At 69.2% G+C, this 25,006-nt stretch carries 23 protein-coding genes and 1 pseudogene; 8 read left to right on the top strand and 16 right to left on the bottom strand.

Translation table 11 applies throughout. The features are described from left to right. Positions 1–267: pseudogene (locus AWQ68_RS43840) on the top strand (hypothetical protein); the annotation flags it as partial. A 76-nt stretch (positions 268–343) separates the two neighbouring features. On the opposite strand, the gene AWQ68_RS36035 reads toward AWQ68_RS43840, so the two are convergent. Then, a complete protein-coding gene (locus tag AWQ68_RS36035; RefSeq protein ID WP_066949857.1) occupies positions 344–856 on the bottom strand; it encodes a GNAT family N-acetyltransferase in 513 nt (170 codons plus the stop codon). Positions 857–1,280: 424 nt separating this feature from the next. Here AWQ68_RS36035 and AWQ68_RS36030 point away from each other — a divergent pair, with 424 nt between their 5' ends. Further along, positions 1,281–2,279 carry a patatin-like phospholipase family protein gene (locus AWQ68_RS36030; RefSeq protein ID WP_066949854.1) on the top strand — a complete coding sequence of 333 codons (999 nt, stop codon included), beginning with the start codon at positions 1,281–1,283 and terminating at the stop codon, positions 2,277–2,279. A 116-nt stretch (positions 2,280–2,395) separates the two neighbouring features. On the opposite strand, the gene AWQ68_RS36025 is transcribed toward AWQ68_RS36030, so the two are convergent. The 8 genes from AWQ68_RS36025 to AWQ68_RS35990 form a co-directional block, all read right to left on the bottom strand. Further along, complete coding sequence (locus AWQ68_RS36025) at positions 2,396–4,366, bottom strand: heavy metal translocating P-type ATPase (RefSeq protein ID WP_066949852.1); 1,971 nt, start codon at positions 4,364–4,366, stop codon at positions 2,396–2,398. Continuing rightward, positions 4,359–4,733 carry an ArsR/SmtB family transcription factor gene (locus tag AWQ68_RS36020; protein ID WP_373281571.1) on the bottom strand — a complete coding sequence of 125 codons (375 nt, stop codon included), beginning with the start codon at positions 4,731–4,733 and terminating at the stop codon, positions 4,359–4,361. The genes AWQ68_RS36025 and AWQ68_RS36020 overlap by 8 nt, the downstream gene beginning before the upstream one ends. A 254-nt stretch (positions 4,734–4,987) precedes the next feature. Continuing rightward, positions 4,988–5,620: a DUF305 domain-containing protein gene (locus AWQ68_RS36015; RefSeq protein WP_066949846.1), complete on the bottom strand. Its 633-nt coding sequence runs from the start codon at positions 5,618–5,620 to the stop codon at positions 4,988–4,990. Further along, entirely contained in the window at positions 5,617–6,228 is a 612-nt protein-coding gene (locus AWQ68_RS36010) for a thioredoxin-like domain-containing protein (protein ID WP_066949844.1), read from the bottom strand. The genes AWQ68_RS36015 and AWQ68_RS36010 overlap by 4 nt, the downstream gene beginning before the upstream one ends. Positions 6,229–6,385: 157 nt before the next feature. Then, positions 6,386–7,327, bottom strand: a complete 942-nt coding sequence (locus AWQ68_RS36005) for a M56 family metallopeptidase (RefSeq protein ID WP_066949841.1) — start codon at positions 7,325–7,327, stop codon at positions 6,386–6,388. Next, positions 7,324–7,680, bottom strand: coding sequence for a BlaI/MecI/CopY family transcriptional regulator (locus AWQ68_RS36000; protein WP_084464788.1), 357 nt, complete (start codon positions 7,678–7,680; stop codon positions 7,324–7,326). The genes AWQ68_RS36005 and AWQ68_RS36000 overlap by 4 nt, the downstream gene beginning before the upstream one ends. A 339-nt stretch (positions 7,681–8,019) precedes the next feature. Continuing rightward, entirely contained in the window at positions 8,020–9,210 is a 1,191-nt protein-coding gene (locus AWQ68_RS35995) for a ZIP family transporter (protein WP_157546279.1), read from the bottom strand. A gap of 128 nt (positions 9,211–9,338) precedes the next feature. Continuing rightward, positions 9,339–10,118 (bottom strand): DivIVA domain-containing protein, encoded by a 780-nt coding sequence (locus AWQ68_RS35990; RefSeq protein WP_084464787.1) that lies wholly within the window; start codon positions 10,116–10,118, stop codon positions 9,339–9,341. 216 nt (positions 10,119–10,334) lie between these two features. On the opposite strand from AWQ68_RS35990, the gene AWQ68_RS35985 reads away from it, so the two are divergent. Continuing rightward, positions 10,335–10,628: a hypothetical protein gene (locus AWQ68_RS35985; RefSeq protein WP_066949833.1), complete on the top strand. Its 294-nt coding sequence runs from the start codon at positions 10,335–10,337 to the stop codon at positions 10,626–10,628. A gap of 300 nt (positions 10,629–10,928) precedes the next feature. Here AWQ68_RS35985 and AWQ68_RS35980 read toward each other — a convergent pair whose 3' ends face one another. Next, positions 10,929–11,771 carry an SH3 domain-containing protein gene (locus tag AWQ68_RS35980; protein ID WP_066949830.1) on the bottom strand — a complete coding sequence of 281 codons (843 nt, stop codon included), beginning with the start codon at positions 11,769–11,771 and terminating at the stop codon, positions 10,929–10,931. Between the two features lie 230 nt (positions 11,772–12,001). On the opposite strand from AWQ68_RS35980, the gene AWQ68_RS35975 reads away from it, so the two are divergent. From AWQ68_RS35975 to AWQ68_RS35960, 4 genes are all read left to right on the top strand, one after another. Next, positions 12,002–12,406, top strand: a complete 405-nt coding sequence (locus tag AWQ68_RS35975; protein ID WP_281217830.1) for an ArsR/SmtB family transcription factor — start codon at positions 12,002–12,004, stop codon at positions 12,404–12,406. Positions 12,407–12,509: 103 nt separating this feature from the next. Further along, positions 12,510–13,445 carry a cation diffusion facilitator family transporter gene (locus AWQ68_RS35970; RefSeq protein WP_066949825.1) on the top strand — a complete coding sequence of 312 codons (936 nt, stop codon included), beginning with the start codon at positions 12,510–12,512 and terminating at the stop codon, positions 13,443–13,445. Between the two features lie 261 nt (positions 13,446–13,706). Next, positions 13,707–14,060 carry a hypothetical protein gene (locus tag AWQ68_RS35965; RefSeq protein WP_218007188.1) on the top strand — a complete coding sequence of 118 codons (354 nt, stop codon included), beginning with the start codon at positions 13,707–13,709 and terminating at the stop codon, positions 14,058–14,060. Next, on the top strand, positions 14,057–14,503 hold the full coding sequence (locus AWQ68_RS35960; RefSeq protein WP_066949823.1) for a MerR family transcriptional regulator: 447 nt from the start codon (positions 14,057–14,059) through the stop codon (positions 14,501–14,503). Before AWQ68_RS35965 ends, AWQ68_RS35960 begins: the two co-directional genes overlap by 4 nt. A gap of 47 nt (positions 14,504–14,550) precedes the next feature. Here AWQ68_RS35960 and AWQ68_RS35955 read toward each other — a convergent pair whose 3' ends face one another. The 5 genes from AWQ68_RS35955 to AWQ68_RS35935 all read right to left on the bottom strand — a co-directional run bounded on the left by AWQ68_RS35955 (position 14,551) and on the right by AWQ68_RS35935 (position 19,297). Next, the gene (locus tag AWQ68_RS35955; RefSeq protein ID WP_245656435.1) at positions 14,551–15,093 is read right to left on the bottom strand and encodes a TOPRIM nucleotidyl transferase/hydrolase domain-containing protein; all 543 of its coding nucleotides are present in this window, start codon (positions 15,091–15,093) and stop codon (positions 14,551–14,553) included. A gap of 137 nt (positions 15,094–15,230) precedes the next feature. Beyond that, complete coding sequence (locus AWQ68_RS35950) at positions 15,231–15,590, bottom strand: DUF1330 domain-containing protein (RefSeq protein ID WP_066949816.1); 360 nt, start codon at positions 15,588–15,590, stop codon at positions 15,231–15,233. Between the two features lie 207 nt (positions 15,591–15,797). Further along, the gene (locus AWQ68_RS35945; protein WP_066949813.1) at positions 15,798–16,475 is read right to left on the bottom strand and encodes a response regulator transcription factor; all 678 of its coding nucleotides are present in this window, start codon (positions 16,473–16,475) and stop codon (positions 15,798–15,800) included. Then, on the bottom strand, positions 16,472–18,589 hold the full coding sequence (locus AWQ68_RS35940) for a sensor histidine kinase (protein ID WP_066949810.1): 2,118 nt from the start codon (positions 18,587–18,589) through the stop codon (positions 16,472–16,474). The genes AWQ68_RS35945 and AWQ68_RS35940 overlap by 4 nt, the downstream gene beginning before the upstream one ends. A gap of 15 nt (positions 18,590–18,604) precedes the next feature. Further along, entirely contained in the window at positions 18,605–19,297 is a 693-nt protein-coding gene (locus AWQ68_RS35935) for a hypothetical protein (protein ID WP_066949807.1), read from the bottom strand. Between the two features lie 163 nt (positions 19,298–19,460). Between AWQ68_RS35935 and AWQ68_RS43140 the strand changes: the two genes are divergently transcribed. Continuing rightward, positions 19,461–19,631, top strand: a complete 171-nt coding sequence (locus tag AWQ68_RS43140) for a hypothetical protein (protein WP_157546276.1) — start codon at positions 19,461–19,463, stop codon at positions 19,629–19,631. A 36-nt stretch (positions 19,632–19,667) separates the two neighbouring features. On the opposite strand, the gene AWQ68_RS35930 is transcribed toward AWQ68_RS43140, so the two are convergent. Next, positions 19,668–25,004, bottom strand: coding sequence for a non-ribosomal peptide synthetase/MFS transporter (locus AWQ68_RS35930; protein ID WP_066949804.1), 5,337 nt, complete (start codon positions 25,002–25,004; stop codon positions 19,668–19,670). Positions 25,005–25,006: the final 2 nt, after the last annotated feature.

Below are 25,006 nucleotides of genomic sequence, written 5' to 3'. Positions count from 1 at the left end.
AGACAATGGCTCACTCTCATGCGCGCGACGCCGACTACCGGCGGAGACCTTAATTACGGGATGGGGATGGCGAGTTACACCCTTGGAAATGGAACCGCCCTCTACGGGCATGGCGGCACTCATTTCGGAGTGGACTGCTATGCATTCCGCTCGGATGCCGGACGAGCCGTCATCATCTATCAGAACAGCTGGGACCGTGTCACCCGCGGCATCCCCAGGCAGAGCCTGTTTCTCGACGCGGCCTTCACAGCATCAACTCATGATTGACCCGGGCTTCCGATGCTGGCCGTCTGCCGAAGCTGCACCTGGCCGACGAGCGCAGCAGGCACTCACCTGGCCTTACTCAGCTGGGTTCTCCTCGGCCACGCTCGCTCTCCTCGGTCCTGACGGTGCGGAAGCCGCGCCGGTGATAGTTCGGCAGGGCATGGGGGTGATCCAGCGATGAGGTGTGTAGCCAGACCCGCTTCACCAAGGGCGTCAGCTGCCACGCTCGCTCGACTCCCAGCGTCAACGCGAACCCACCGAGGCCCTTGCCGCCGAACTCGGGCAGCAGCCCGAAAGTCTCGATCTCCACCTCGTCGCCGGGATGGAGATCGTAGGCAAGCATGCCGGCCGGCTCACGCTCGTAGGACAGCAGCCAGAAGGTCCTGTCGGGATGCTCGGCGAACCAGACGGACCATTCCTCCGGGGTCCGGCTCGCGCTCTCCCACCCGTACGGGGCGCCGATGCGGGCTTGGAGGTCCACGACCACCGGCGAGTCACGATCCAGGAACTCCAGGACCAGCCCGGGGACGGGGGCAGAGGGATTGAGGTGGCTTCGCGCCTTCATCTCCAGGTACGTGATGATCTCCTTCACACCGCCGAAACTAAGTGATCTTCTGGAGCAGCGCGCCGACAGCCCGTCGCGGAGCCTGGCGCGAGCGAGCGGCCGATCGCTCCTCACCCGTGCTCCGTGACGGGTATCGCTCCCCGGCACGCAGTACGAGGCCGGATGAGAGGTCCAGGGCTGCCCGGGGACAGAGCACCAGATCACCCAGGTCAGACCAATGTGTAATGATCACGGCATGTCGCTCGAATCCTGGTCCGGCGGGATGCCGGTTTGACCCCATCACCCGCGCGAGAGCCGTCTCCCGTGCGGGAGGCATCGGCAGAGCTCGCGCGTACCGCTCACCGCGGGAGAACGACGAGTTCGACCGCATCATGACGAGGTTTTCCCACCACGCGGCCATCGGCCGGGGCTGGATGCGAACGGACGGGCGCGTCAACGAACTGGAGAGGATATGAAGGGCACTGAGACCAGGCACCGGCTGCTGTCGGTCCTCGTAGAGCGGGCCGCCAAGGGCAGCAGACCAGGTGCTCGCAGCGATGGGCATCGCATCGCGCTGGCGATCGAAGGCGGCGGCATGCGCGGCACGGTCTCGGCCGGAATGGCGCTGGCGATCCACGAGCTCGGGCTGCTGCCGCTGTTCGACGCGGTGTACGGGTCGTCGGCGGGCGCGATCTCGGCTGCCTGGTTGCTCAGTTCCAGACCGGAGGGGCTCCGCGGCTGGACCGATCCGATCTTCGCCAGAACGCTGATCCGTAAGCGCAACCTGCTGCGCGCCCGTCCGATTGTGGACGTCGAGCAGCTCGTCGAGGTCGTGTACACCCGGGAGTTCCCGCTCGACTACGTCTCCGTGCTGGCGAACACGGTCGAGTTCCACCCCCTGGCCACGGACGTCGTCTCGGGGCGTCCGGTGGATCTGCACGCGGATCTCGTCGACGAGTCCGCTCTGCGACTGGCGCTGCGGGCGAGCGCGGCGCTGCCCCTGCTCGCCGGGCGACCGGTGGCGATCGGATCCGGGCTCTACTACGACGCGGGAGTGGCCGAGTCGATCCCCTTCCAGCAGGCGCTGCGCGACGGAGCGACCCACGTGCTGGTCCTGCGGTCGCGTCGCGTCGCGGATCGGGCCCGGGAGCGCGAGAAACCCTCGCTGGCGTCCCAGCTGATCGCCGGTGTCGGTCTGCGCCGCCACTCGGCGGAACTGAGAGCGGCATTTCTCGCCAGGGACGCACAACTCGCGGCCGCCGATCTGCTGCTCGCGCGGCATGACACGGATACAGGCGACGACGGTCCGGCCATGATGTCGATCCGGCCCCCAGAAGAGTCGCCACGCGTCAGCCGTCTCGAATCCGATGGTGGCCTGCTGCATGAAGCGTTCGAAGCGGGCCGCGCCACCGCGATCACGCGGCTGGGGCCCGTTTCGAAGTCCGGTTCGACGCCCTGTGGTGATCGCTGACGGCGCGGCTGGGACTGTCGCCGCACTCCGTCACCAGTTCCTTTGGCGGCATTCCGGGCGGAGGAAGACAGCGCGTCAAAGCATGGTCGTCGCCGGCATCTGGACAGCGGTGATGTTCACGCGAGTGCGCTTTCGGGGGCGGCTGCCGGGGCGGGGCTCCTGAGCATCTGCGAGGGGCGGACCCGGCCCGCACGGACGCCGTTGGCGATGACCACGACCTCGGCGATCTCGTGCACGGCCACCACGGCGGCCAGGCCGAGTACGCCCAGCAACGCGAGCGGCATCAGCGCGACCACGATGGCCAGCGAGAGGCCGACGTTTTGCAGCATGATCCGCCGGGCGTTGCGGGCATGTTCCAAGGCCTGCGGCAGGTGGCGCAGGTCCTCACCCATCAGGGCGACGTCGGCGGTTTCGATCGCCACGTCGGTACCCATCGCGCCCATCGCGATGCCCAGATCGGCGGTGGCCAGAGCGGGTGCGTCGTTGACGCCGTCGCCGACCATCGCCGTGCTCTGCTCGCCGCGCAGCTTCTCGATGATGGTCGCCTTGTCCTCGGGACGCAGGTCGCCGTGCACCTGCTCGATACCCGCCTGGGCGGCGAGCGCGGCGGCGGTGGCGCGGTTGTCGCCCGTCAGCATCGCGATCTGGTAGCCCCCGTCGCGCAACCAGGTGACCACCTCGGTTGCCTCAGGGCGCAGTTCGTCGCGTACGGCTATCAGACCGACCACGTGGCCGTCATCCTCGACCAGCACGGCGGTCGCGCCTGAGTGCTGCATGCGGGTCACATCGGCGGCCAGAGCACCGGGCTCCAGCCAGCCGGGGCGCCCCAGCCGTACCCGGCGGCCGTCCACGAACCCGATGAGACCGGCGCCGGTGACCGCTTCCACCTCCTCGGCGACAGGGACGGTGCCCGCGGCGGCCAAGATCGCGCGGGCCAGGGGGTGTTCGCTACGCGCCTCCAGCGCGGCCGCCAGCGCCAGCACGCGCTCCTTGGAGAAGCCGGGACCGGTGGCCACCACCTCGTGGACGGTAGGCCGGTTGCGAGTCAGCGTGCCGGTCTTGTCCAAAGCGATTGTCTTGACCACGCCCAGGCGCTCCAGCGCTGCACCCCCCTTGACGAGCACCCCGAGCCTGCTGGCCGCGCCGACGGCGGCGACCACGGTGACTGGGACGGAGATGGCCAGCGCGCACGGCGAGGCGGCCACCAGCACGACCAGGGCCCGTTCGATCCAGACCAGCGGGTCACCGAGCGCGCTGCCGATCAGCGCGATCAACGCTGCGGCGATCATCACGCCGGGCACCATGGGGCGGGCGATCTTGTCGGCCAGGCGCTGGCTGGAACCCTTGCGGCCCTGTTCAGCCTCGACGATGGCCACAATGCGTGCCAGGGAGTTGTCCGCCGCGGTGGTGGTGACCTCGATCTCCACCGCACCGGTGCCGTTGATCGATCCGGCGAACACCTCGCTGCCCGGTTCGGCCTCGACCGGAACCGATTCGCCGGTGATGGCCGAGACGTCCAGGGTGGTGCGACCGGCGCGGATGATCCCGTCGGTGGCGATCCGCTCGCCGGGCTTGACCAGCATCACATCGCCTACACGCAGCTCGGCGGGAGCGATCATCACCTCAGCTCCGTCGCGGAGCACCGTGGCCTCATCGGGCACCAGCGCCAGCAGGGCGCGCAGTCCACGGCGGGTACGGGCCAACGAGTACTCCTCGAGGCCCTCGCTCATGGAGTACAGGAAGGCCAGCATGGCGGCCTCGCCGACTGCTCCCAGTGCGGCTGCGCCGACGGCGGCGATCGTCATCAGCGTTCCGACACCGACCTTGCCCCTGGCCAGGCGTCGCAGGGTGGAAGGCACAAAGGTCCATGCCCCAGCCGCCAATGCCGACGCCTGCAGGGTCAGCGCAGCCCAATCCGGTCCGCCTGCCCACCCGCTGCCGTAGCCGGCCAGCAGCAGGACACCGGCGACCGCGGCCCAGCGCAGTTCTGACACCTGCCACAACCGCAAGGGCTCGCGCTCTTCGGCTACCTCGGCATCGCCGGGTGAACGGGGTTCATCGTGACCGCAGCCGCATGCGTCACTCACCGCACACTCTGCCTTCGGCAGCGGTGAAATCTGATGCGGCGGCTCCGTAGTTCGGACACAGAGCCACGGCCTCGCCGGTTGCCGCCAGGAGGGTCTCGGCAGCCCTCAGCAGATCCAGCAGCTCGGGCCGGGCCAGGGCGTAGAACATCTGCCGCCCCTCCGGCCGTCCGACGACCAGCCCACAACCGCGCAGGCAGGCCAGATGTGACGACGCCGTCGACTGCGCCAGTCCCAGCTCTGCGGTCAGGTCCACGACCCGCCGTTCACCGTCGGCCAGAAGCCGGACGATCGCGAGCCGGATCGGATCACCGAGTGAGCGGAACAACGCGCCGGCGGCTGCCAGCTCGGTCCGGGCTGTCGCAGCCACTCCCGAATCTATCATCGACATTCCCCGATGATAGCGGGGGCAGCCGAAGCATCGGAAGGCGCCTATGACAGCGGGAATCACAACTTGTTCGAGAGAGGATGCCCGGTCGCCAAGTTCGCCGGCGTGACTCCGGCGCGGTACGCGACATCCCCCGCCATGCTCCCCTCAGGGCACGAGGGGGCGATGTCGTGCGAAACGTCTGAAGCTGATCCCTGACCTTGGCCATGAAAGCGGCGCGCGGTGCCGGTTCAGTGTCATTGAGTACGCTCGGCCTCTCCACGCGCGACGAGCATCCGCTCCATCAAGTCGATCTCGCTCTGCTGGGCGGCGACCATGGAGGTGGCCATCCGGCGCACCTGCGGATCGTCACTCAGACTGAGGGCCGCTTCGGCCATCTGCACGCCTGCCTGATGGTGAGCGATCATCAGGCGGAGAAATCGCACTTCGGCGTCACGTCCGCTCGCCTGCTCCAGTTCCTTGAGCTGGCGGGACGTCGCCATTCCCGGCATAGGCGGGGACTCGGGCGTCGGCTGTTCCGGCTTGGCGGTCATTTCCACGTGATGTCGGCCCTTCATCCAGGCCATCGGCCTCCCAGAGGAGGTCTGTGGCAGGCCCCAGGTCTCCAGCCAGGCGTACATCTGGCCTATTTGCTGCTGCTGAGTCAGCGCTATGTCGTAGGCGAGCCTCCTTGTCTCCTCATCCCTGGTCCGATCACGCACGATCATCGACATTCGCACGGCCTGCGAGTGGTGGACCTGCATGTCTCGCGCGAACCCCGCCTCAGGGGAGGTGTCCGGCGGCGCACCTGGACGCATCAGCGCGCCCCAGACGACGGTCGCCGCGAGCAACGCCACTGCGACACCCGCCAGCAAGTAGATCCGTCTCACAGGAGGGGCTCCCCCACTCCGCCATCACATGGTGCGCCGGGCTCAGGCGTTTCCGGGCCTTTGATGTAGGCGCGCAGGAAAGCCGACAGTCGGGGGTCATCGGCACTCTCCAGCATCAACTGCTTGGACCACGCGCTGGCGACAAAGGGTGCCGCCTGCTTGGGATGAGGGGAGAGAAGGATGTAATCACGGCCGGCCATCGCAGTGAGCACCTTTTCGACCTCGGCCCGAGGAACATCCGGCCGGTAGCTGATCCAGACAGCACCGTGTTCCTGGGCGTGCACCGCGTTCTCATCCCTGATCGGCTGGTTGTAGACGCCGCAGTTCTGCCACGCCGGGTCATGGTTCCCACCGACCGGCGGCGTCTGCGGATAGCGCACCGGCTCGGTCGTATGTGTGCGATCGGTGACGGTGAAGCTCTTGACCGCGTCCAAGGACGTGCGTCCCCGCTCAGTGAGGACGATGACGGCGACCGCCGCGAGCGCTCCGCTCACGAGTGCCACCACGGCTGCCGACACGGCGATACGGCGCAGCCCTTCGGCCTTGCGCTGCCGGGACCGCAGTTCAGAGAGCCGCCCTCTGATCACTTCACGTCTGTCGCCGCTCATGAGACTCCCGCACCCAACGCATCTTCTACGTTGCGTAGAAGTTCTACAGCACGTCGAATATGAATGCTGTAAGGGCCGGGACGGGGAAGCTCAGCCGCCCTCGGCAAGAAGCCTCGTGCTCGCAAGAACGGGCAACGTCGAGACCCTGGCAGGACCCTCAGGCTTGCAGGACCCCGATGCAGATCAACGGGGCGATCAGTACGGCAAGCGGTCCGCTGAGCAGGAGGCTCACGGTGCTGTAAACGGCCGTCGGCACCCATGTCGACTGCGGCCTCTCACCGCGCAGAAGCCGTTCCACCCGGTGCACGACTGCCGTTTCCGCCAGAGCGGGGGTTCCCGCGGCCGTGGCGGCAGGAGAGGCCATCTGTACCAGGGCACGGGCCAACGGCAGTACGCCATGAGCCCGCGACGCACGATCGTCAGCCATCATCTCCAGGAGCACGGGCACGACCTCGCGGGCGGTTCGTACCGCGGGAATCCAGGGGAACGCCTGATGCAGTGCGACGAACGGGAGCAGGACAAGGTCATGACGACCTCCCGCGTGAGCGCGCTCATGTTCCACAACAGCGCAAAGCTCCTGGGGTTCGAGCCGCTCCAACGTCCCCCGGGTGAGCACGATTCGACTGCGCCACCCTGGAACGCAGTAGGCGGCCAGCCCCTCATCGGGCAGAACGTAGGCATTGTGGGAGGGGCAGCGGTCGGCGACGAGGTCCACCAGAAGGCGCTGCCGTCGTTGCGTGACAACCGTTCTCACGGTGGTCCTGATCGTGTGAATGAGCAGCCACACGGCCAGTCCCACCGACCAGGCCAGCGCGGAAGTCTGCATCCAGCTGAGTCCGCCCAGTCCGCGACCGTCCATGATCTGGCCGATAAGGGTGTGCGCTCCATGTGGGAAGACCGCGGCCAGCGGAGTCACCGCTGCCACCAAACCGATGCCGATCGCTCCCAACCCTCCCGCCAGGCCGATCGCCTGCCACAGCGCGAGCGCCGCTCGCGGGCTTTGGTGCGTCCACGGCGCAGTGGCCAGGCGTGCGGCCAAGCGGCCGCCAAGCATGATCGGAGCCAATGAGATGCCGGCGGCAACCAGCCAGAAGTTCACGGAGCCGATCCGTCTCGTCCGTTGAGCGCGTCTCTGAGCACCTCGGCGACCTCAGGCGAGACGACGCCGACGAAGCGGTTCACCGCGGCCGCGAGGTCGGTGGCCTCATCGAGTGCGGCGCGCATGGTTTCGGCGACGAAGGCGTCCTTCGTCGCTGTGGCCTGGTAGAGGTGTGCTCTTCCCAGCCGTTGCCTGGACACCATGCCCTTCCGGGAGAGCCGGACCAACACGGTGAGAACGGTCGTGACAGCGGGGGACGAAGGGAGCGCCTGGGCGACTTCTTGGGCCAGCATGCCGTCAGGGTGGCTCCACAGGAGCTCCATGATCGAACGTTCCAGATTGCCGAGCCGCACTCGTCAGCCCCCTTGAGCACATCTACGGAAAGTAGAAGATTACCGGCCATCGTCGGCCGGACACCTCCCGCGGCAGGCACGTTGCGTCAGGGGTCGGCCGGAAGTCGCGAGCATGAAAAAGGTCCCGCCTGTCGCGTGAGGATCACAGCCGTCCGTTGGGAGCCACAAGCGGCAGCACCCATGGATCAACAGAGGGCGCCACTGACGGAACGAGGCGACCGCGTCCGCGCATACGCGGAACACCGGCCGTGAGCCGTGTCGATGACACGATGCACCTGGCGACCGGCCCCTGCTGCACATCAGCAGGGGCCCCGTAAGGCATGGAGATGCCGGTTCACGCTACCGGCCGAACACCTTCAGCAGTTTCCGGCGTTGCTGCTCGGTCAGGTCCGCCACCTGCCGCTCCTCGTCGACCCCGCTGGCCGCGATGAGAGCGGTGACCTTGTCCTTGCTGTGTCCAGGTAGGACACGCAGGATCCGCCCGATCGGCGTGCGCTTGATGAGATCGTCATTGCGCTGGAACACCTCGGTCAAGGTGAGCCGTCCCGAAGCGATCGCCGCCTGGAACTCCGCCTGGCCGTTCGCGCCGGCGAACGGCCCGGCAGGAGCCGATGATGCGCCGGAAGCGGGCTGTGAGGGGGCCAGCCGCGCGTAGTCCTGCATGGCGAGGCCCGTGGACGGTGAAGACGGAAGGGCACCATCTTCGGCATGCAGGATGTTCGCGGTGGCCAGCAGCGTGCCGGCGACGCCGGCAGCGGCGGCGGCCACGGCGACCTGGCGCTTGGAGAGCCGCCCGCTCCGCTGCCTGCCGGCGGCGAGTTTCATGCCGACGATGGCGGTCCGCAGGAGAACGCCCATCACCATGCTGAGCAGGATCGGCACCAGCGGAGCCGGTAGCGGACTCAGCGTGGCGAGCAGCACTCCGACAGCCGGGCTGACGCAGGACACGACGAGCCAGGGAGCCAGGCGCTGCCTGGCCATGTCGAGCAGCGCGGCGAGAGCCAGCCCTTCACTGGCGGAGTGGATGGTGAGGGCGATCACCACGACGACGGAGGCGGTCAGGGCGAGTGTGGCGCCCTCGATCGCGCGATGCAGCGTGAGTGCGGCAGCGGTCCCCATGCCTCCGAACAGGGCCGCGTTGATGGCTTCCTTGACGCGGCGATGCCGACCCGGCGCATGGGCTCCGCCTTCCCTCTCGGAGTGGTCGTGTGCGTGTCCGCACCCTTTGCGGGTGAAGTAGGTGATGACGAGGAACCCGAACGTGGCGGCGAGCGCCGGCGCCCATAGCGGCACGCCGGCTTGTATCGACTCCGACCATGCGTCGGGAAGCAGGTCGACGAGAGCGGTCACCAGCATCATGGCGGAGGCCACTGCCAGCCACAACGTCATCCGCTGGGAGTTACGGCGGGCCAGCCAGGCTCCTGTGAGGGTGGAGGCGCAGATCAGCAGTACTGCGACCCATGTCTCCCGGCTGGCGGGTTGTCCTTCAAGTGCCGGGCCTACGGCCCGTGCCCAGTCCGATGAGGGCATCGTTGAACACCTCTGGTCAATTTGTGGGGGAAGGACCGTGAGGGGTGGAGGGGATGACCGTCACCGTTGGTTCCGCCATCAGGCCGGCAGGCGACCTCGTGCCCGCGGCCGGCCAGGCGGCGTGAAGATCAGTCGTGCGAGCGCCGGCCAGTTGGAGGTGCCACCGTGCTTGGCGCACGGACGCCGAGCACGCGCTCATCGTCCCGGATCGTGTGCTCTGAGCTGAGATGCTGCGCGCGCGGGAGCGGCGCCGCGCTGTCGTCAGCGTCGTGAAGTTGTGTGATCAGGCGGTGTAGGTGGCCGATCTGGCCTTTCAAGGTCTCCTGCATCTGGCTGTCGAAGTCGGTGATGAAGGTGCTCAGGGACCTGATCCGCTGGTCCAGCGCCTCACGCCGCCCCTCTTGGATCTCCCGTTGCAGCGCTGTGGCTCTGTCGAGCGCATCGGCGACCGTTTCCTCCGCCTCTTCCCGGGCTCGCGTGAGGATCGTCTGGGCCTCCTGGCGGGCCGAGGAGATGGTCCAGTCGGCGTTTTCCTGCGCGATCTCCACGATGCGTGCGGCTCTTTCCCCTGGCGAGAGTCGCACCTGCTGCGCCCTCTCGTCGGCCTGGGCGTGCAGGATTCGGAGTTCCTCGTTCTCCCTCAGGAGTCTCGTCAGGGTGGCCTCGACCTGACTGAGGAAAGCGTCGACCTCGGCCAAGGCGTAGCCCTCGCGCAGGCGGACCACGGTGAACACCTGATTGCGGACGCCGGCGGGAGTCAGCAGTCCCGTGCTCTCAGATGGATGTGGACGGTTTCGCGGGAGTGATACGACCTCAGCCGCGCCAACCGCGTGCCCGTGCCCATGACGCCCGCCCAAGCGGGCGACATGCTCACCGTGTTCGTGTTCGTGTTCGTGTCTGTTGGTCATTCCGCCCCACCAACCCTTCGACGTTTTGGCGGATGAGCGTCCGGCTGATGCGGTGCCGAAATGGCACGAATATCGGCTTCCAGGACCGTGTGGTTCTTCCAGGCTTGGCCGGCTGCCGTGCTCTCAGAACATGGGAGCGTTGCTGGTTCAGTGGCATGTGCCGCTATAGACGGACGGCGACTATTCGCCTTCAACGCCAAGGTGGCATGCGTCCTCGTGCCCGTGCCCGTGCCCGTGCTCGTGCTCATGCCCGTGCTCGTGCTCATGTCCGTGTCCGTGCTCGTGCTCATGCCCGTGCTCACGTCCGTGCCCGTGCTCGTGCTCGTGCTCATGCCCGTGCCCGTGCCTGTGTTCGTGTGCGCTGCCGTCGTCCTGTTCCGGCGCGTCGACGCCGATCGCGTCGCGACAGGACGACTGAGGGTGCTCGTGTGCGTGCTGGGTCACAGGGGCTCCGATCTCCCGATTGATTTCTGCTTCTTCCTGGCCGCTTTCCGTCTCTCTCGGCGATGATTTCGTGGACGAGATGAAGCGTTGATGCCATCGCTTCATCGGCCCTCCGGCAAGATTTGCGCTTACCGTCGATGCTTTTGCCAGGGAATCGCGGCAGTCATTCGATGGGCAGACGTCGAAATGACGGACGTCACGACCATTGGCTGGTGCGGAATATGCCGGATCGGCGCTGACTACGAGTCCAAGGTGCCGGCCGCGTCAGCTCTGGTGCGGGCCAGAGGGGTCCCCGCCCCCGGCGCACGGGGGATGGTCGAGGGCGGGGTGCTTGGCATGCGCCGGCGGCGGTACTCGCCGAAACGGCTACCTACCGGCGATCTTCAGGAGCTTCTGGGCGGGAGTCCAGCCGACCTTGCCGGTGGAGGTCTTCACCGCGACCCAGCCGTTCGTGGTGGTGCAGGACCCGGCGAATCGCCCGCCCGCGTTCAGCGTGCCGATCGGCTGGTAGCCCGTACCAGGACCGTTGTAGACGGTGAGGGAGCCGCCCGGCCCCTGGTTGAGGAGCTGGTAGGTACATCCCAGGGACGGAACCGTGGCCGGAGCGGCGGAGTGGGACTTGGCGACCTTGCGCAGGTAGTGGCCCCAGGCCCAACCCGAGCGACCGGCGGAGGTCTTCACCGCGACCCAGCCCTTCGTGGTGGTGCAGGACCCGGCGACCCGGCCGCCGGCCGTCGTAAGCCGACCGATCGGCCGGAAGCGCAGTCCCGGCCCCCTCCTGACGCGGAGGGCGCTGGTCGACCGGACGTGGGCCAGCTGGTAGGTACAGGTCAACGATGGGCTGGCGACAATATCGGAGCGGTGGGACTTGGCGACCTTGCGCAGGTAGTGGCCCCAGGCCCAACCCGAGCGACCGGCGGAGGTCTTCACCGCGACCCAGCCCTTCGTGGTGGTGCAGGACCCGGCGACCCGGCCGCCGGCCGTCGTGAGCCGACCGATCGGCCGGAAGCGCAGTCCCGGCCCCTTCCTGACACGGAGGTAGCTGCTCGGCCGGACGTGGGCCAGCCGGTAGGTGCAGGCGCGGACGGGGTGGGCGGCGGCCGCGCTGACGGGGGCGGCCGCGGCCTGCGCCGGCGCGGCGCCGGCGGCGAGCCAGCCTGCGGCGGCACAGGCGACCAGGGCGGGGGTGATCTGCTTGGCGATGGACACGAGGTCTCCCTTCCGGATGCATCGCGTTCGCCTGACCTGGGCCGGGGAGTCGGGGGTCTCCGTAGCGATGCTCACGAAGGGTGGTGCTCTGATTACTCTTCGTTTAAACATGTGAACAGTCAATCAACTATTTCTTTACCCGGCACTGGTATTCGCATGGCGACGCTTCGTGAGGGGCATGTCGCCGACCGTCTTGACAGCGGGCCTTCGGTCCGCTCACACTCTCACATGTGAATAATCGTTCAAACATCGTGTCGTTGTCCGCCGACGCCTGCTCCTCCCCTGTCGTCGACGCGCACCGGGTCGCCGACGTCCGGCAGGCGCTGCCGACCGAGCAGACGATCCAGGATCTCGCCCAGATCTTCGGCCTGCTCTCCGACCCCGGACGCCTCCGGCTGATATCCGCACTGCTGGAGGGCGGAGAGATGTGCGTGTGCGACCTCGCGGCGGCGACCGGGCAGAGCATGTCCGCCGCCTCACACGCATTGCGGCTGCTGCGGGCCAACCGCGTAGTGAAAGTGCGCAGGACAGGACGGATGGCCTACTACCGGCTCGCGGACTCCCATGTGCGGATGCTGATCGACCTCACCATCGCCCACCTCGGCCACGACGAAGGGGATCCCCATGACGACTGATCAGCGCGGCGCCGCGGACCTCGGCCACGGACATCAACACGAAAGTGGGCGCGGACACGGGTCCGGTCACGGTCATGGGCATGGGCATGGGCATGGGCACGCGGTGAGCGCTCAGGCGGACCGCCGCTACCTCACCGGCGCCCTGCTGCTGATCGTCGGCTTCATGATGGTCGAGGTGGTGATCGGCTTCATCGCCCGATCTCTCGCGCTCATCTCCGACGCGGGCCACATGCTCACCGACGCCATCGCCATCGTCTTCGCCATGGTCGCCATGCGGATCGCCGCCCGGCCACCCCAGGGCGGTTTCACCTACGGCCTCAAACGCGCAGAGATCATCTCCGCGCAGATCAACGGCATCACCCTGCTGCTCCTCAGCGTGTACTTCGTGTACGAAGGCGTTCAACGGCTGATCACGCCACCGGATGTCGCGGGCGTCTACATGGTGGCGACCGGGCTGGCCGGCATCGTCGTCAACCTCGCCGCCACCTGGCTCCTCAGCAAGGCCAACCGGTCGAGCCTCAACGTCGAGGGCGCCTTCCAGCACATCCTCAACGACCTGTTCGCCTTCATCGCCACCACCGTCGCCGGCGCCGTCGTGTGGCTCACCGGGTGGGGACGTGCGGACGCCATCGCCGCGCTGGTCGTCGCCGCGCTGATGCTCAAGGCGGGCTGGGGACTGGTCCGCGACGCCGGCCGCGTCTTCATGGAGGCCGCGCCCGCCAACATGAACCCCGCCGAGATCGGGCAGAAAACCGCCGCCCTGGAGCATGTGACAGAGGTCCACGACCTGCACGTGTGGGAGGTCACCTCCGGTTACGCCTCCTTGTCGGCGCACATCCTGGTGCGGCCGGGCGCCGACTGCCATGCCGTACGCCAGGCCGCCGAGCGTCTGATGCGCGAGGAATACGGCATCGAGCACACGACCCTGCAGGTCGACCACGCCCCCGAGGACCTCCTCCCCGCTACGGACAGCCGGCGCCACTGCGCCGACCCGCACGGCCCCATCCACCGGGCCGGGATCTCTTCCGTGCAGCAGTAGCCCATACGATCACGGTGCCGGTCCCCTCGCCGACCCCAAGGTGACGGCCACCGTGTCACGCGATGTACCGAGACCAGGACGGGCGACCGACGGCATGCCATCGGTCGCCGCCTCGAGTGGATGATCAGGAAGGCCGCCGATCCGACCAGCGGCCGGCTCCCGGCGGGGGACGGCACTGAGCCGAAATCGCCTCCGCCGGCACTTGCGACCGGTACCCAGGTACAGGCTTACCGTCGGAGACGTCCCCACCCGAAGGGCCCGATGACGGGAGTGATCACGATGACCGGCATGGACGGGATGCCACCCTCGTGCACCTTGCCCACCACCGAGCGGCCCTCACGGGTGGCGGAGTGGGATGCGGTGTTCACCGAGCGGCTCAGTCGCGTGTCCCGGCCGGATCCGCTGCGCCTGCGCCTGGATTTCGGTTCCGGCACCGAGATCGAGGGACAGGTCCGGGACCCGACGGAGCGGGAGACCCGCTGCTGCTCGTTGTTCACCTTCACCCTTACCGCCGACCGCGGCGCCGTCCTGCCGAAGGGCGCGGTGGAGCAGGCGCACGCGCCGGTCCTGGACGCGCCGGCCCTGCCGGCGCCCGCCGCCGGTGAGGCGCGGTGAGCGCGGGCCTGCGCATTGGGCAGGTCGCCCAGGCGGCCGGGGTGAACATCCAGACCTTGCGCTACTACGAGCGGCGCGGCCTGCTCCCCGAGCCTCAGCGCAGCCCGGGCGGTCATCGCCTGTACGAAAGCGAGGCGGTGACCGTGTTGCGTGTGATCAAGGCCGCCCAGCGTCTGGGGTTCACGCTGGAGGAGGTCGGCAACCTGCTGAAAGCGGGCCGCGACCGGCACGGCCGCCCCGCGACCGGCCTCCAGGAGCGCGCGTCCGCGAAACTCGCCGAGGTCGAGGCGAAGATCGGCGACCTCATCACCATCCGCACCGTTCTGGCCGCGGCCGTACAGGCGGGCTGCGATGACCTGACCGTCTGCGCGGAAACCCCTTGCTGTCCCATCCCCTTCGCCGGCCTTGCCGCGGAGGACCGCCATGGCCCGTCCTCCTGCTGACATGCGTCCCCAAAACCACGATCGTTCAAGGACCTGTCCGAGCAGACTCACAGGTGGGCCAGCAGTCCGTCCAGCGGTCGGGGCACTCGATCGAGCTCCAGTGCCGCGACGAGCAGGGCCGAGTAGCGGATCTTGCGGCCGCCGCCTGCTCCCATGAACCGGCGCAGTTGGTCGTGAGTGCTGCGCCCGCGCCATGTGGGTTGCTTCTGAAGTGTGCGAAACGAACCGAGTTCGCCCTCGGCATCGATGACGCGTTCAACCGCGGCGGTGCCGAGGGCGCGGATCAGCTCGTCTTCCAGGTCGGCCACGCACACGAAGAATCCGAGCGCCTCCAGATCGCTTCTGTTGAGATCGGATCCGAGGCCAGCGCGCTCAAGCCCCTTCCGGAAGGCGCCTTCTTCTCCGGCGTCGCACAGACCGGCCAGCCGGAGATCGCGACCGGGAGGTCCGAACTTGCCGATATACGTCCCGATGCTCGTGGCACCGCCCATCGCCACGAGGGAGATGCCTTCGGCCGCGAGGTTTCGGCCCCGGCGCTCGGCCAACGCTTCGATGGCCGACTTGTCACTGATCCCCTCGACCAGGACCACGGTGTGTGTATGGTTCACGCGCTCAGCCTTGCACCGAATCCGGCGAGGTTCATACCGTTTTTGCCGCGTTGAAGGGGTTCGCGATCGGCGGAGCAACAGTGAACCTTTTCACCGTCACGTCGCAGGTCACAGACTCACTACGGCTCATCGTCCCCGATCCTTGCCGCCTCCCGTATGGCGGTGACGGCCGCCGTCGGGACGTAGTCCTCGGGCACGCCGTCGACCATGATGATGTCGCCCTCGATGTGCCGCGAGCGCAGCGGCGCGATCTCGCGGTACGCGGGAGAATCCCACCACGCCCGCGCCTCGGCGATCCCCGGGAACCCGATCATCACGACATGCCCGGACCAGTCGCCCTCCTTCACCTCATGCTGGGTGGCGTGCACGAGGTAGCGGCCGCCGTACGGCTCGAAGGTGGCCGGGAGCCGCTCCATGTACTCGGCGATCTCCGGGTGCGGGGCCGCCTCCCGCAGGTGGGCGATGACGTAGGCGGGCATGGTGTCCTCCCGTGGGGTCGTGCTCGGTGCGCTGCCGATCCTGACACGCCCCTTCCGTGGAGGGCGATTACCTGGCAGGTAAGCGATCCGGCGTGTGATCGTGGCCCATTCGGTCGGGTAGTCGGGGCAGACCTCGGCGACCATCCGCACCGCGCGCTTGTGCAGCTCTGCGGGCTGGCTGTCCCTGCGGCCGAACTCGCCGCGCGTTCAAGCCGGAAGAGCCGGAGACCCGCGCTGCGGTGGCAACGAACCCAACCCGGCGTCACGCGCCCGCGCCACGGCCGCCGCTCGGTCAGCGACGCGCAGTTTGGCGAAGATGTTCGACACATTGTTGCGCACCGTCTTCTCGGTCACTCCGATGCGCATCGCGATCGTCCTGTTGTTCACGCCTGTCGCCATGAGCGCGAGGATGTCGCGTTCGCGGCTGGTGAGGTTGGGGAAGGGCGTCACAGTGGTGCTGCCGCCGACCGCGAAGAACTGGGTCAGGCGCGAGGCGATCGCGGAACCGAAGATCACCTCACCTGCCGCGACAACGAGGATCGAGCGCAGAATGGTCTCGGGTTCGGCGCCCTTGAGGACATAACCCCGTGCGCCCGCACGCATCGCCGCGAATATCGATGCGTCCTCTTCCACCATCGTCAACACCAGCACGGCGACATCGGGCAGCGCGGCAACTATCTTGCGGGTCGCGTCGACACCGTTGAGACCGGGCATCCGCAGGTCCATGACGACCACGTCGGGACGCTGCTCGAGCGTGACGGCGACGGCCTCGTCGCCATCGGCGGCCACCCCGGCCAGTTCGGTCTCGGCCGAGTCGCAGATGAGCGACCGCAGCCCCTCGCGGAACAGCGGATGGTCGTCCGCCACGACGACTCGTACCGTCACAGCGCCTCCTCGAACAGCGGGAACTCCGCGCGCACGATTGTTCCGCACGGGTCACGCCGGCTCACCACACACAAGCCACCGAGCTCCGCGGCCCGTTCCCGCATCGAGTTGAGGCCGACGCCCGCGCGATATCCGTCCGGCAGACCGGCGCCACCGTCCGCGATCGACAGCTCAAGGCAGCTGTTCACCGCGAGCTGGACCGACACCGGCGTTCCCGGCGCGTGGCGCGCCGCGTTGGTCAGGGCCTCGACGGCGATGCGGTACGCCGCCACCTCCACCGCGGCGGGCAGCGATGGAAGTGCCTCGGGAACGTCGATGCTCGCCACGCCCAGTCGCACTGCCTGTTCCCGTACGGCCCCTGCGAGGCCCAGCTCGTCGAGGATCGGAGGCCGCAAGTCATAGACGAGGCGGCGGATGTCGTGGACCGCCGACTCGGTGGCTTCGCGAAGCCTCGCCAGCAGTTCCGCGACAGACCCGTCCGGCGGCGTCGCCCGGCGTACTGTGTCGATGCCCAGCGCGATGCCGGCGAGCGTGGGGCCGAGACCATCGTGCAGGTCGCGGCGCAGCCGCCGCCTCTCCTCTTCACGCGTCGTCACCAGCCGCTGCCGGGAGGACTGCAGCGCCTGGGTCAGCACTACTGCTCGGGCCGCCACGGCTACCTGCTTCGTCAAGTCCGCCAGCAGCCGTCGTTCGTCCGCCGAAAAGTCGCCGCCGCTGCGGGTCTGCAGCATCAGATGCCCGATCGTCTCACCGGCGAAGGGCAGCGGCAGTGCCTCCGTCTCGCCGGGCAGCGCGCGCCCGTGACGGCACAGCACCTCGCCGCCCACTTCGATCGCCACGTACGGGAGTCGAAGAGCCTCGGCAACCGTACGAACGGCGGCCGGGAGGATGTCCTCGGGCGCCCCGGCCGCGTCCAGCCGGTCGCCGAGTCGGGCGAACGCGGCCGCCGGATCGTCTCGAAGCCCGTAAACAAGCTGGTTGATCCGGCGTTGCACCAGGTCACGCAGTGGCAACACCGCAAGGGCGGCCATGACCGCGGCGACGACCTGCGGCACGAGACCGCCGAAGAACAGGCCGAGTGAAACGACCACGATGAGGTAGACCGCGACGAGCGCCAAGCTCAGAAACCCGTACACCAGTGCCCGATTGAGCACCGTACGGGTGTCGAACAGTCCGTGCCTCGCGATGCCGATCCACGCCGCGGCTCCAACCGCGATCGCCGCGCAGTTCTCCAGGACAGCGATGGGCGCCGTGTCTCCGGAGGTGAATCCCGCGATCACACACGCGATGTACGAGGCGGGCACGACGAACGAAACCCGAGCGGCCGTACGCAGGGCAGGTGTGTACGGGCCGGTGTCGCGCCGGGCGAAGCGCCACAGCGAGATACACGCCAGCAGGCTGAGCGGTCCGACGAGAAGGATGCTGATCACCAGCACGTCGGCGCCCGGCACCCCGATGGGGTTGTAGAGCCCTGGCACGTCAATCGATTCCGGCGAGAGCAGCGCCCACACCAGAAGCACGAGAAGCTCGACAGCGAAGACTCGCCCGAGCACACGCCGACGCCGTGTGTCCAGGCGGCGGTCGGGGAAGAGCAGGATCCCGAAGGTCGCCATCAGGGGCACGCTGAGAAGGCTGAACGGAGTCTGCGCCAGGTAAATCCACGATGCGGCGTCGATCCTGCCGACCTGCGCCCCGACATCGGCGGCGGCATTGAGCGCGGACGCGATCGGCGCCGCCGTGCCGGAGATGAGGAAGATCCAGCCGGTCCGGCTGTGCGGCTGTGTTCGCAGTATCGCCGCGCCGACGAAAGCGACCGCCAGGTACACCACTGCGGTCACCGAAATCAGGATGGACAGCCGGCTCAGGTGACCGGTGCCGATCAATGCCACGCCTACGGCAGCGAAGAGCACGGCCAGCGTCACGGTGGCCGAGACGACAAGTCTGAGCTTCGAAGCCATCAGCGTTGATTGTGCGCCAAAGGCGGGTCGCCGGAAAGTGTCCCGGGGCGTTCGTGTACCGCTGAGCGAGGCGGTGACACGACCTGCGATCAGGCCGATGCCGGCCTGATCGCGTGTGTTGTGCGCCTCGGTGAAGGTGGCTTCGCCGGAGATCATCACGCCACCGCAGGGCTACGCCGCCACACCGGCGACGGGCTCGGCTGCGGCGACGCCTTCGCCCGCCGGCAGGTCCCACTGCTCGTTCGGAATGCGCAGGATCTTGGCTGCGACGGCCACGGCGCTGACCAGCAGGAGCACGCTGGAGATCGCGTCGACGACCGGGCTGATCGCGTGTCCGACGAGGTGCCCGACCGGATAGGCGATGAACAGCGCGGCGACCCAGGGCGCGACCGCTCGTGAGCGCCACAGCCCGATGCCAAGCACGATCATGCCGATCGCGTGTCCGAAGACGAAGATGCCCACGAGCGTGCCGTAAACCGGATCGCCGTTCATCTTGTCGATCAACGCCGCCGCGCCTGCCTGGTCGGCGAGCTTGGAGCCCTGGTAGAGCGCGATCTGTCCCGTGCCAATGCTCATGAAGCCGGCGAGCCAGCCGAGCGCCGACAGTCCACCGCCGACGAAGGCCAGGCTCGGCGCACCACGGCGTGCCAGCCGGGCGGCATAGATCACCGCGGGGACCATCAAGATCACGGGAAGGAGGACGATGTTCGACAGCATCGCGAGAGCGGAGTGGTTCGCGTAGTCCTGGAGCTGAGCCGCGATCGGGGCGTCGTCGTCGGTGATCTCGATCGGGATGGCGAGGGCCAATGATCCGACGATCAGTGAGACTGCGCCCGCGACGCGGGAAGCGGTGCGAATGTCCATGGTCTGTCTCCTGTGGACTAAGAGCCCGACTGTGTCGTTGTCGCTCTCACAGTCGTCGCCCCCGGTCCCGGGCAGCAGAGCTTGAGGTCCCGGTGCATGCGGGATTGTCTCCTCTCCCCCGGGGGCGGTACGGCGCGTCCCGATCGGGTGCGACCATGCCGAGATGAGCATGGAGAAGATCGAGGCCAACGTCGCGTTCGCGATCGAGAAACTCGGCCCGCTCAGCGACGTGCCCTTCGGCCTGAACGAGGAGTCCGTCGTCTGGGTCGAGGGCTTCATCGACGGGGCTGAGGCCGTGGGCCGGAGCAGGGGCCACCCCGGCCCCGGCCCCTGACCAAGGAGCGCGGGTGCCGGGGTGGACACACGTGGTTCACCGGGCTCGGCCGGCCCCCTCCAGCAGGGCGGCGTCGGCCTCGACCTGGACGCCGTCCAGATCATCGGCGATCTCGGCGCCCGCCACCGCGTCGGGCAGCGCGTCCTCCATGAGCCGCAGCGGCCGGTACCAGAGCCCCAGCGCGCCCCAGAGGATCAGCAACCCGCCACAGAGGGCCAGCAGCAGTCCGACGCCGCGCCCCGGCCCCACCCCGACGATGTCGCCGATCACGGTGTCCGCGAGGGGGCCACCCTTGACGAGCAGCGGGCCGAAGACGTCGTCCGCCAGCAGCGGCGCGGTGAGGAACGCCAGCGGCGTCATCGAAACCGCGAGCATCTGGTTGGTGGCCAGCACCCGGCCCTGCAGCTCCAGGCCGACCTTGAGCTGGATGAGGGCGAGCCAGTGCGCGTTCAGCACGCTGAGGAACACCCACGCCATCAGCCCGCCGAAGGCGGCCAGCACGAGCGAGGGCCGCAACCCGACGAGCAGCACTCCGGTCCCGAAACCGATCACGAAGCCGACCATGCCGATCGCGCGCCGTTCGGTGCCGCCCCAGAACACCATGACGAGGGAGCCGACCACCGCGCCCAGGCCCTGCATCGCGGTGACCGTACCGACGCCGGCGACGTCGCTGAACGACAGCACCGCGGGCACCGTCACGGCCACCCCGAGCATGTTCAGGTAGTTCATCACGACGAAGAACCCGATCATGATCATCAGGGGGCGACGCCGGATGAGGAAGCGCCAGCCGCCGACGATGGCCTGACCGAAGGACTCCTCCAGGCGGTGGAACAGCCGGTCGGGGAAGCGCACCATCAGCAGCGTGCCGAGCCCGGCGAGGAAGGTGACGATGTTCACGGCCACCACGCCGTGCAGCCCGATCAACGTGATGAGCGCGGCGCCGGCCAGCGGTCCGATGAGCATGCCCAGGCCGGTGCCGAGGTTCGCCAGCGCGTTGGCCTGCATGAGGTACGGCTTGGGCACCAACTGCGCCACCGCCGCGAGGTAGGCGGGCCGGTGGAAGGCCGACACCAGCGACAGCAGTCCGGCGATGATGCCCACCTGCCAGACTTCCAGCCGTCCCAGCCACAGCAGGATCACCAGGGCCGCGGTGGCCACGGCGGAGACGCCGTCGCACACCAGCATGACGAGCCGCCGGTCCACGCGGTCGGCGACCGCGCCGCCCAGCGGCGCTCCCAGCATCGACGGCAGCAGGGCGAGCATGGTGACGACGGCGTAGTCGAGCACGCGGCCGTTCTCCTGGTACGCCCACACGCCCAGCGCGAACGAGGTCAGCGCCGCGCCGAGGAGCGAGACGGTCTGACCGGCCGCGACCGTGTAGAAGCGGCGCAGGTCCCGCCGGGCGCTCTGACCGGAGACCTCGATCTCTCCGACGGGCTCGGGCAGGTCGCCGCCGGCCCAGCGGTCCAGGTGCTCCTCGATCAGCCGGGCCAGAGTCTCGGCCTGGTGCTTGAGGAAGTAGTGACCGGCCCGCGGGATCGTGGCCAGCCCGACCCGCTCGGCGAACGCCCCCCACTCGCGGTAGCGCTCCTGGTAGAGCTCGGTCGCGCGGTCGCGCTCACCGATCACGCACACCAGCGGCGCCGTGAGCCTGCGTTCCTCGGCGGAAGAGTCGAGGCGGCTGCCGAACCACGCCTGGGCCTCACCGACGTCGTGCCGCAGGCCGCGCAGCATGATCTCGGTGTCGCCGAAGTCCTCGTCGAGAGCGCCGAGGGTCCGCAGGAAGTCCCGCTGGACGCGGTCGTTGGCCCAGCGGTGCGCGGGGAACTTCTTGTTCCACCAGGCCGACAGCCGTCCGGGCAGCCGCGCGTCGGGGAAGCTGCCGCCGACGAAGACGCCGGCGACCTGCTTTCCGGACGCTTCCAGCCGCAGCGCCAGCTCGGTCGCGGCGGCCGAGCCGACGCAGTGGCCGTACAGCGCGATCGGACCGGACACGTCGGCCAGCTCGGCCGCGAGCCGGTCGGTCAGCTCCGGCATCGAGAGCATGGCCTCGTCGGGCCGGGCCGGGTCGTGGCCGGGCAGCTCGACGGCGAGCACCGCCGTGCCGGGCGAGGTACGGCCCAGCTCGGCCGCGAGCGGCTGGTAGGCGGCGGCCGATCCGCCGCCGTACGGCAGGCAGACAACGGTGCGGGTGGCCGTGCGCGGACCGGACAGGCGGTGCAGCAGCCCGGCCGCGGCCTCGTCGCCGCCGTCGACGTGGGCGGCCAGCTCACGGATCGTGGGCCGGGTGAACAGGTCGATCACCCGCAGGGCCGGATCGATCTCGCGGACGGCACGTACCGCGCGGAAGGAGTCGCCTCCCAGGGCGAAGAAGTCGTCGTCGACGCCGAAGTCGTCGGCGTCCAGGTCGAGGATGCCGGCCCACACCGCGGCGATCCGCTGCTCGGTGGGCGTGCTCGGCGCGACCCGCTCTCCGGCGGGCGTCGCCTCGGGGACCGGCAGGCGGGCCCGGTCGACCTTGCCCAGCGGGGTGAGCGGCAGCTCGTCGAGGACGACGATCGCGTTCGGGACCATGTAGTCGGGCAACCGATCACGCAGTCCCGCGCGGATCTCGGCGACATCCACGGAGGCCGGCGCGACCCAGGCGGCCAGCCGCCGGGAGCGGCCCTCGCCGACCGGCAGCACCGCCGCCTCCCGGACCCCGGGCTGCTCCTGCAGGGCGGCCTTCACCTCGCCCAGCTCCACCCGGAAGCCCCTGATCTTGACCTGGTCGTCGACCCGGCCGAGGAACTCCACCAGCCCGGCGGAGTTGAGCCGGACCCGGTCGCCGGTCCGGTAGCAGCGGCTGGTCCCCGTCACCGGATCGGGGACGAACCGATCGGTGGTCAGGTCGGGCCGGTTCAGATAGCCGCGGGCCAGGCTCGGGCCGGCGACCCACAGGTCACCCGGCACCCCGGCGGGCAGCGGACGTCCCGCCGGGTCGACGATGTAGCAGTCGACACCGGGAAACGGGCGGCCCAGCGGGGCCGACCCGGACCCCGTCGGCGTGTCGGGCAGCCGGCCGCCGAGGACCGAGACCATCGTCTCCGTCGGCCCGCAGTGGATCTGCACCTCCAGATCCGGACGGGCGGCGCGGATGCGCGCGGCCAGCTCCCACGACGTCGCCTCACCGGCGAGGATCAGCATCCGGCGCGGCAGCATCCGGGCCAGGTCGCCGTGGGCGGCGAGCAGCTCAAGGTGGCTGGGCACCATCTTGATGGCGTCGACCGGATGCGCCTCGAGGTAGGCGGCGTACGCCTCCGGGTCGGTGGCCGCGTCCTGGTCCACCAGGTGGACCGCGGCGCCCCGGACGAGCGCGCCGTACAGGCAGGTCATGACCAGGTCGGAGGCGATCGTGGAGACCACGGCGTAGGACGCGTAGGTGTCGGGCACCAGTTCCGCGAGGCCATGCAGGTAGTGCATCGCCGACCGATGCTCGATCCCGGCCCCCTTGGGCCGCCCGGTGGAGCCGGACGTGAAGATCACGTGTACGAGGTGGCCGGGGGTGACGTCGACGTCCAGGGGGTCGTCGGGCCCGTCGGCCAGGAGATCGGGCAGGACCAGCGCACCGGGGACCCGGGCGGCGTGCTCGGCGTCGGCCAGCACCACGCGCGCGCCGGCCGTCTCCATCATGTACGCGAGACGGTCGTCGGGGTAGGCGGGTTCCATCGGCATGTACGCGCCGCCGGCCCGCAGCACGCCAAGGAGCGCGGGGACCAGGCCACGGTGCCGGTCGACGAGCACGCCGACCGGCTCGTCGGGCCGTACCCCGGCCGCCACGAGGTGGTGGGCCAGGCGGTTGGCCAGCCGGTCCACCTCTCCGTAGGTCAGCGATCCGGTGGCGTCCACCGCCGCGACCGCCTCCGGCGTGCGCCGGACCCAGTCGCCGATGACCTCGTGCAGCGGCCGCGTCAGGTCCATCTGCATCCGGGTGCCCGCGACGACGGGCCCGCCCACCGGCTCCAGCGGCACGGCCGCCACAGGCGCGTCCAGGTCGGCGAGCATGCCCTCCAGCAGGTTCAGATACCAGCCGACCATGCGCCGCGCGGTCGACTCGTCGAACAGGTCCGTGCGGTAGGTGAGCTCGCCGTCGTACTCCTCGCCGCCGTTGACGAAGGCGAGGTTGAGGTCGTACTTGGTGGTGTGGAGCTGGGCCTGCACCGGCTCGGCGGTCAGGCCGGGGAACTCCAGCGCCTGGGGACGGTCCTCCAGGACGTTGAGCATCACCTGGAAGATCGGCGTGGTGGCGAGGTTGCGCTCGGGGTGCAGGTGCTCCACGATCCGGTCGAAGGGCACGTCCCGGTGGGTGAGCGCGTCCAGCGCCGCGTCCTTGGTCCGGGCCAGCAGCTCGCGACCGGTCGGCTCGCCGGACCTGTCGCCGCGCAGGACGAGCGTGTTGACGAAGCAGCCCAACATGCGCGCGGTCTCGGGATGGAGCCGCCCCGCCTCCGGCACGCCGACCGGCACGTCGTCGGTTCCGGAGATCCGGCCGAGCAGTTCCTGCCACGCGGCCAGCAGCACCATGAACGGCGTGCAGCCGTTCTCGGCGGCGACCTCCCGGATCCTGGCGGTCCGCTCGGCCGTCAGCCGTACGGGGATGGACGCGCCCGACCAGTCCGCGATCGACGGCCGCGTCCGGTCCACCGGCAGGTCCAGGACGGGTTCGAGTCCTGCCAGCCGTTCGGTCCACCAGGCGAGGTCGCCCTCCGGCTGCCCGGCGAGCCACGCCGCGTAGTCGGCGTACTGCACCCGGGGCGGCGCGGGCGGCTCGGCCAGGCCGAGCCGTGCCGCATAGAGGGCGGCCAGTTCGGCCAGCGCGAGGTTCCGCGACCACGCGTCGAAGGCGATGTGGTGCACGGTCAGCGCGAGCACGTGCTCCTCGCCGCCGGGAAGGCGGAGCAGCAGGGCGCGGGTGGGCGGTTCGGACTCCAGCGCGAACGGCCGCGCCAGCTCCTCCCGCAGCCGCGTCTCCAGCCGGTCGGGGTCGTCGAGGTCCTCGACCGTGACCGGGACCCGGTCGGCCTCGACCGGGGTGGCGCCGTCGTCGGTGACCAGGCTGCGCAGCACCTCGTGCCGGTCGGCGAGATCCCGTACGGCGCTCAGCAGCGCGTCGGCGTCGAGCGGGCCGCGCAGCCGCACGGCGGCGGGCACGTTGTACGCGGCCAGGTCGTCGAGCTGGGAAAGGAACCACAGCCGGGCCTGGGTGGGGGACAGAGCGGCAGGGCCGTCGGCCGCCCCTCTGACGGGGATGGCCGGGGCGGCCTGGGCGGCGGCGCGGCGTGCCGCCGACAGCCTGGCGGCGAGAGCGCTCTGGCGCTCGTCGCTGATGGTCATCA

Origin of the sequence: Microtetraspora fusca (assembly GCF_001570365.1) — a bacterium.
Taxonomy (GTDB): domain Bacteria; phylum Actinomycetota; class Actinomycetes; order Streptosporangiales; family Streptosporangiaceae; genus Microtetraspora; species Microtetraspora fusca.
Note: the sequence above shows the minus strand (reverse complement) of the source record. Positions and strands in the feature narration are given on the sequence as shown.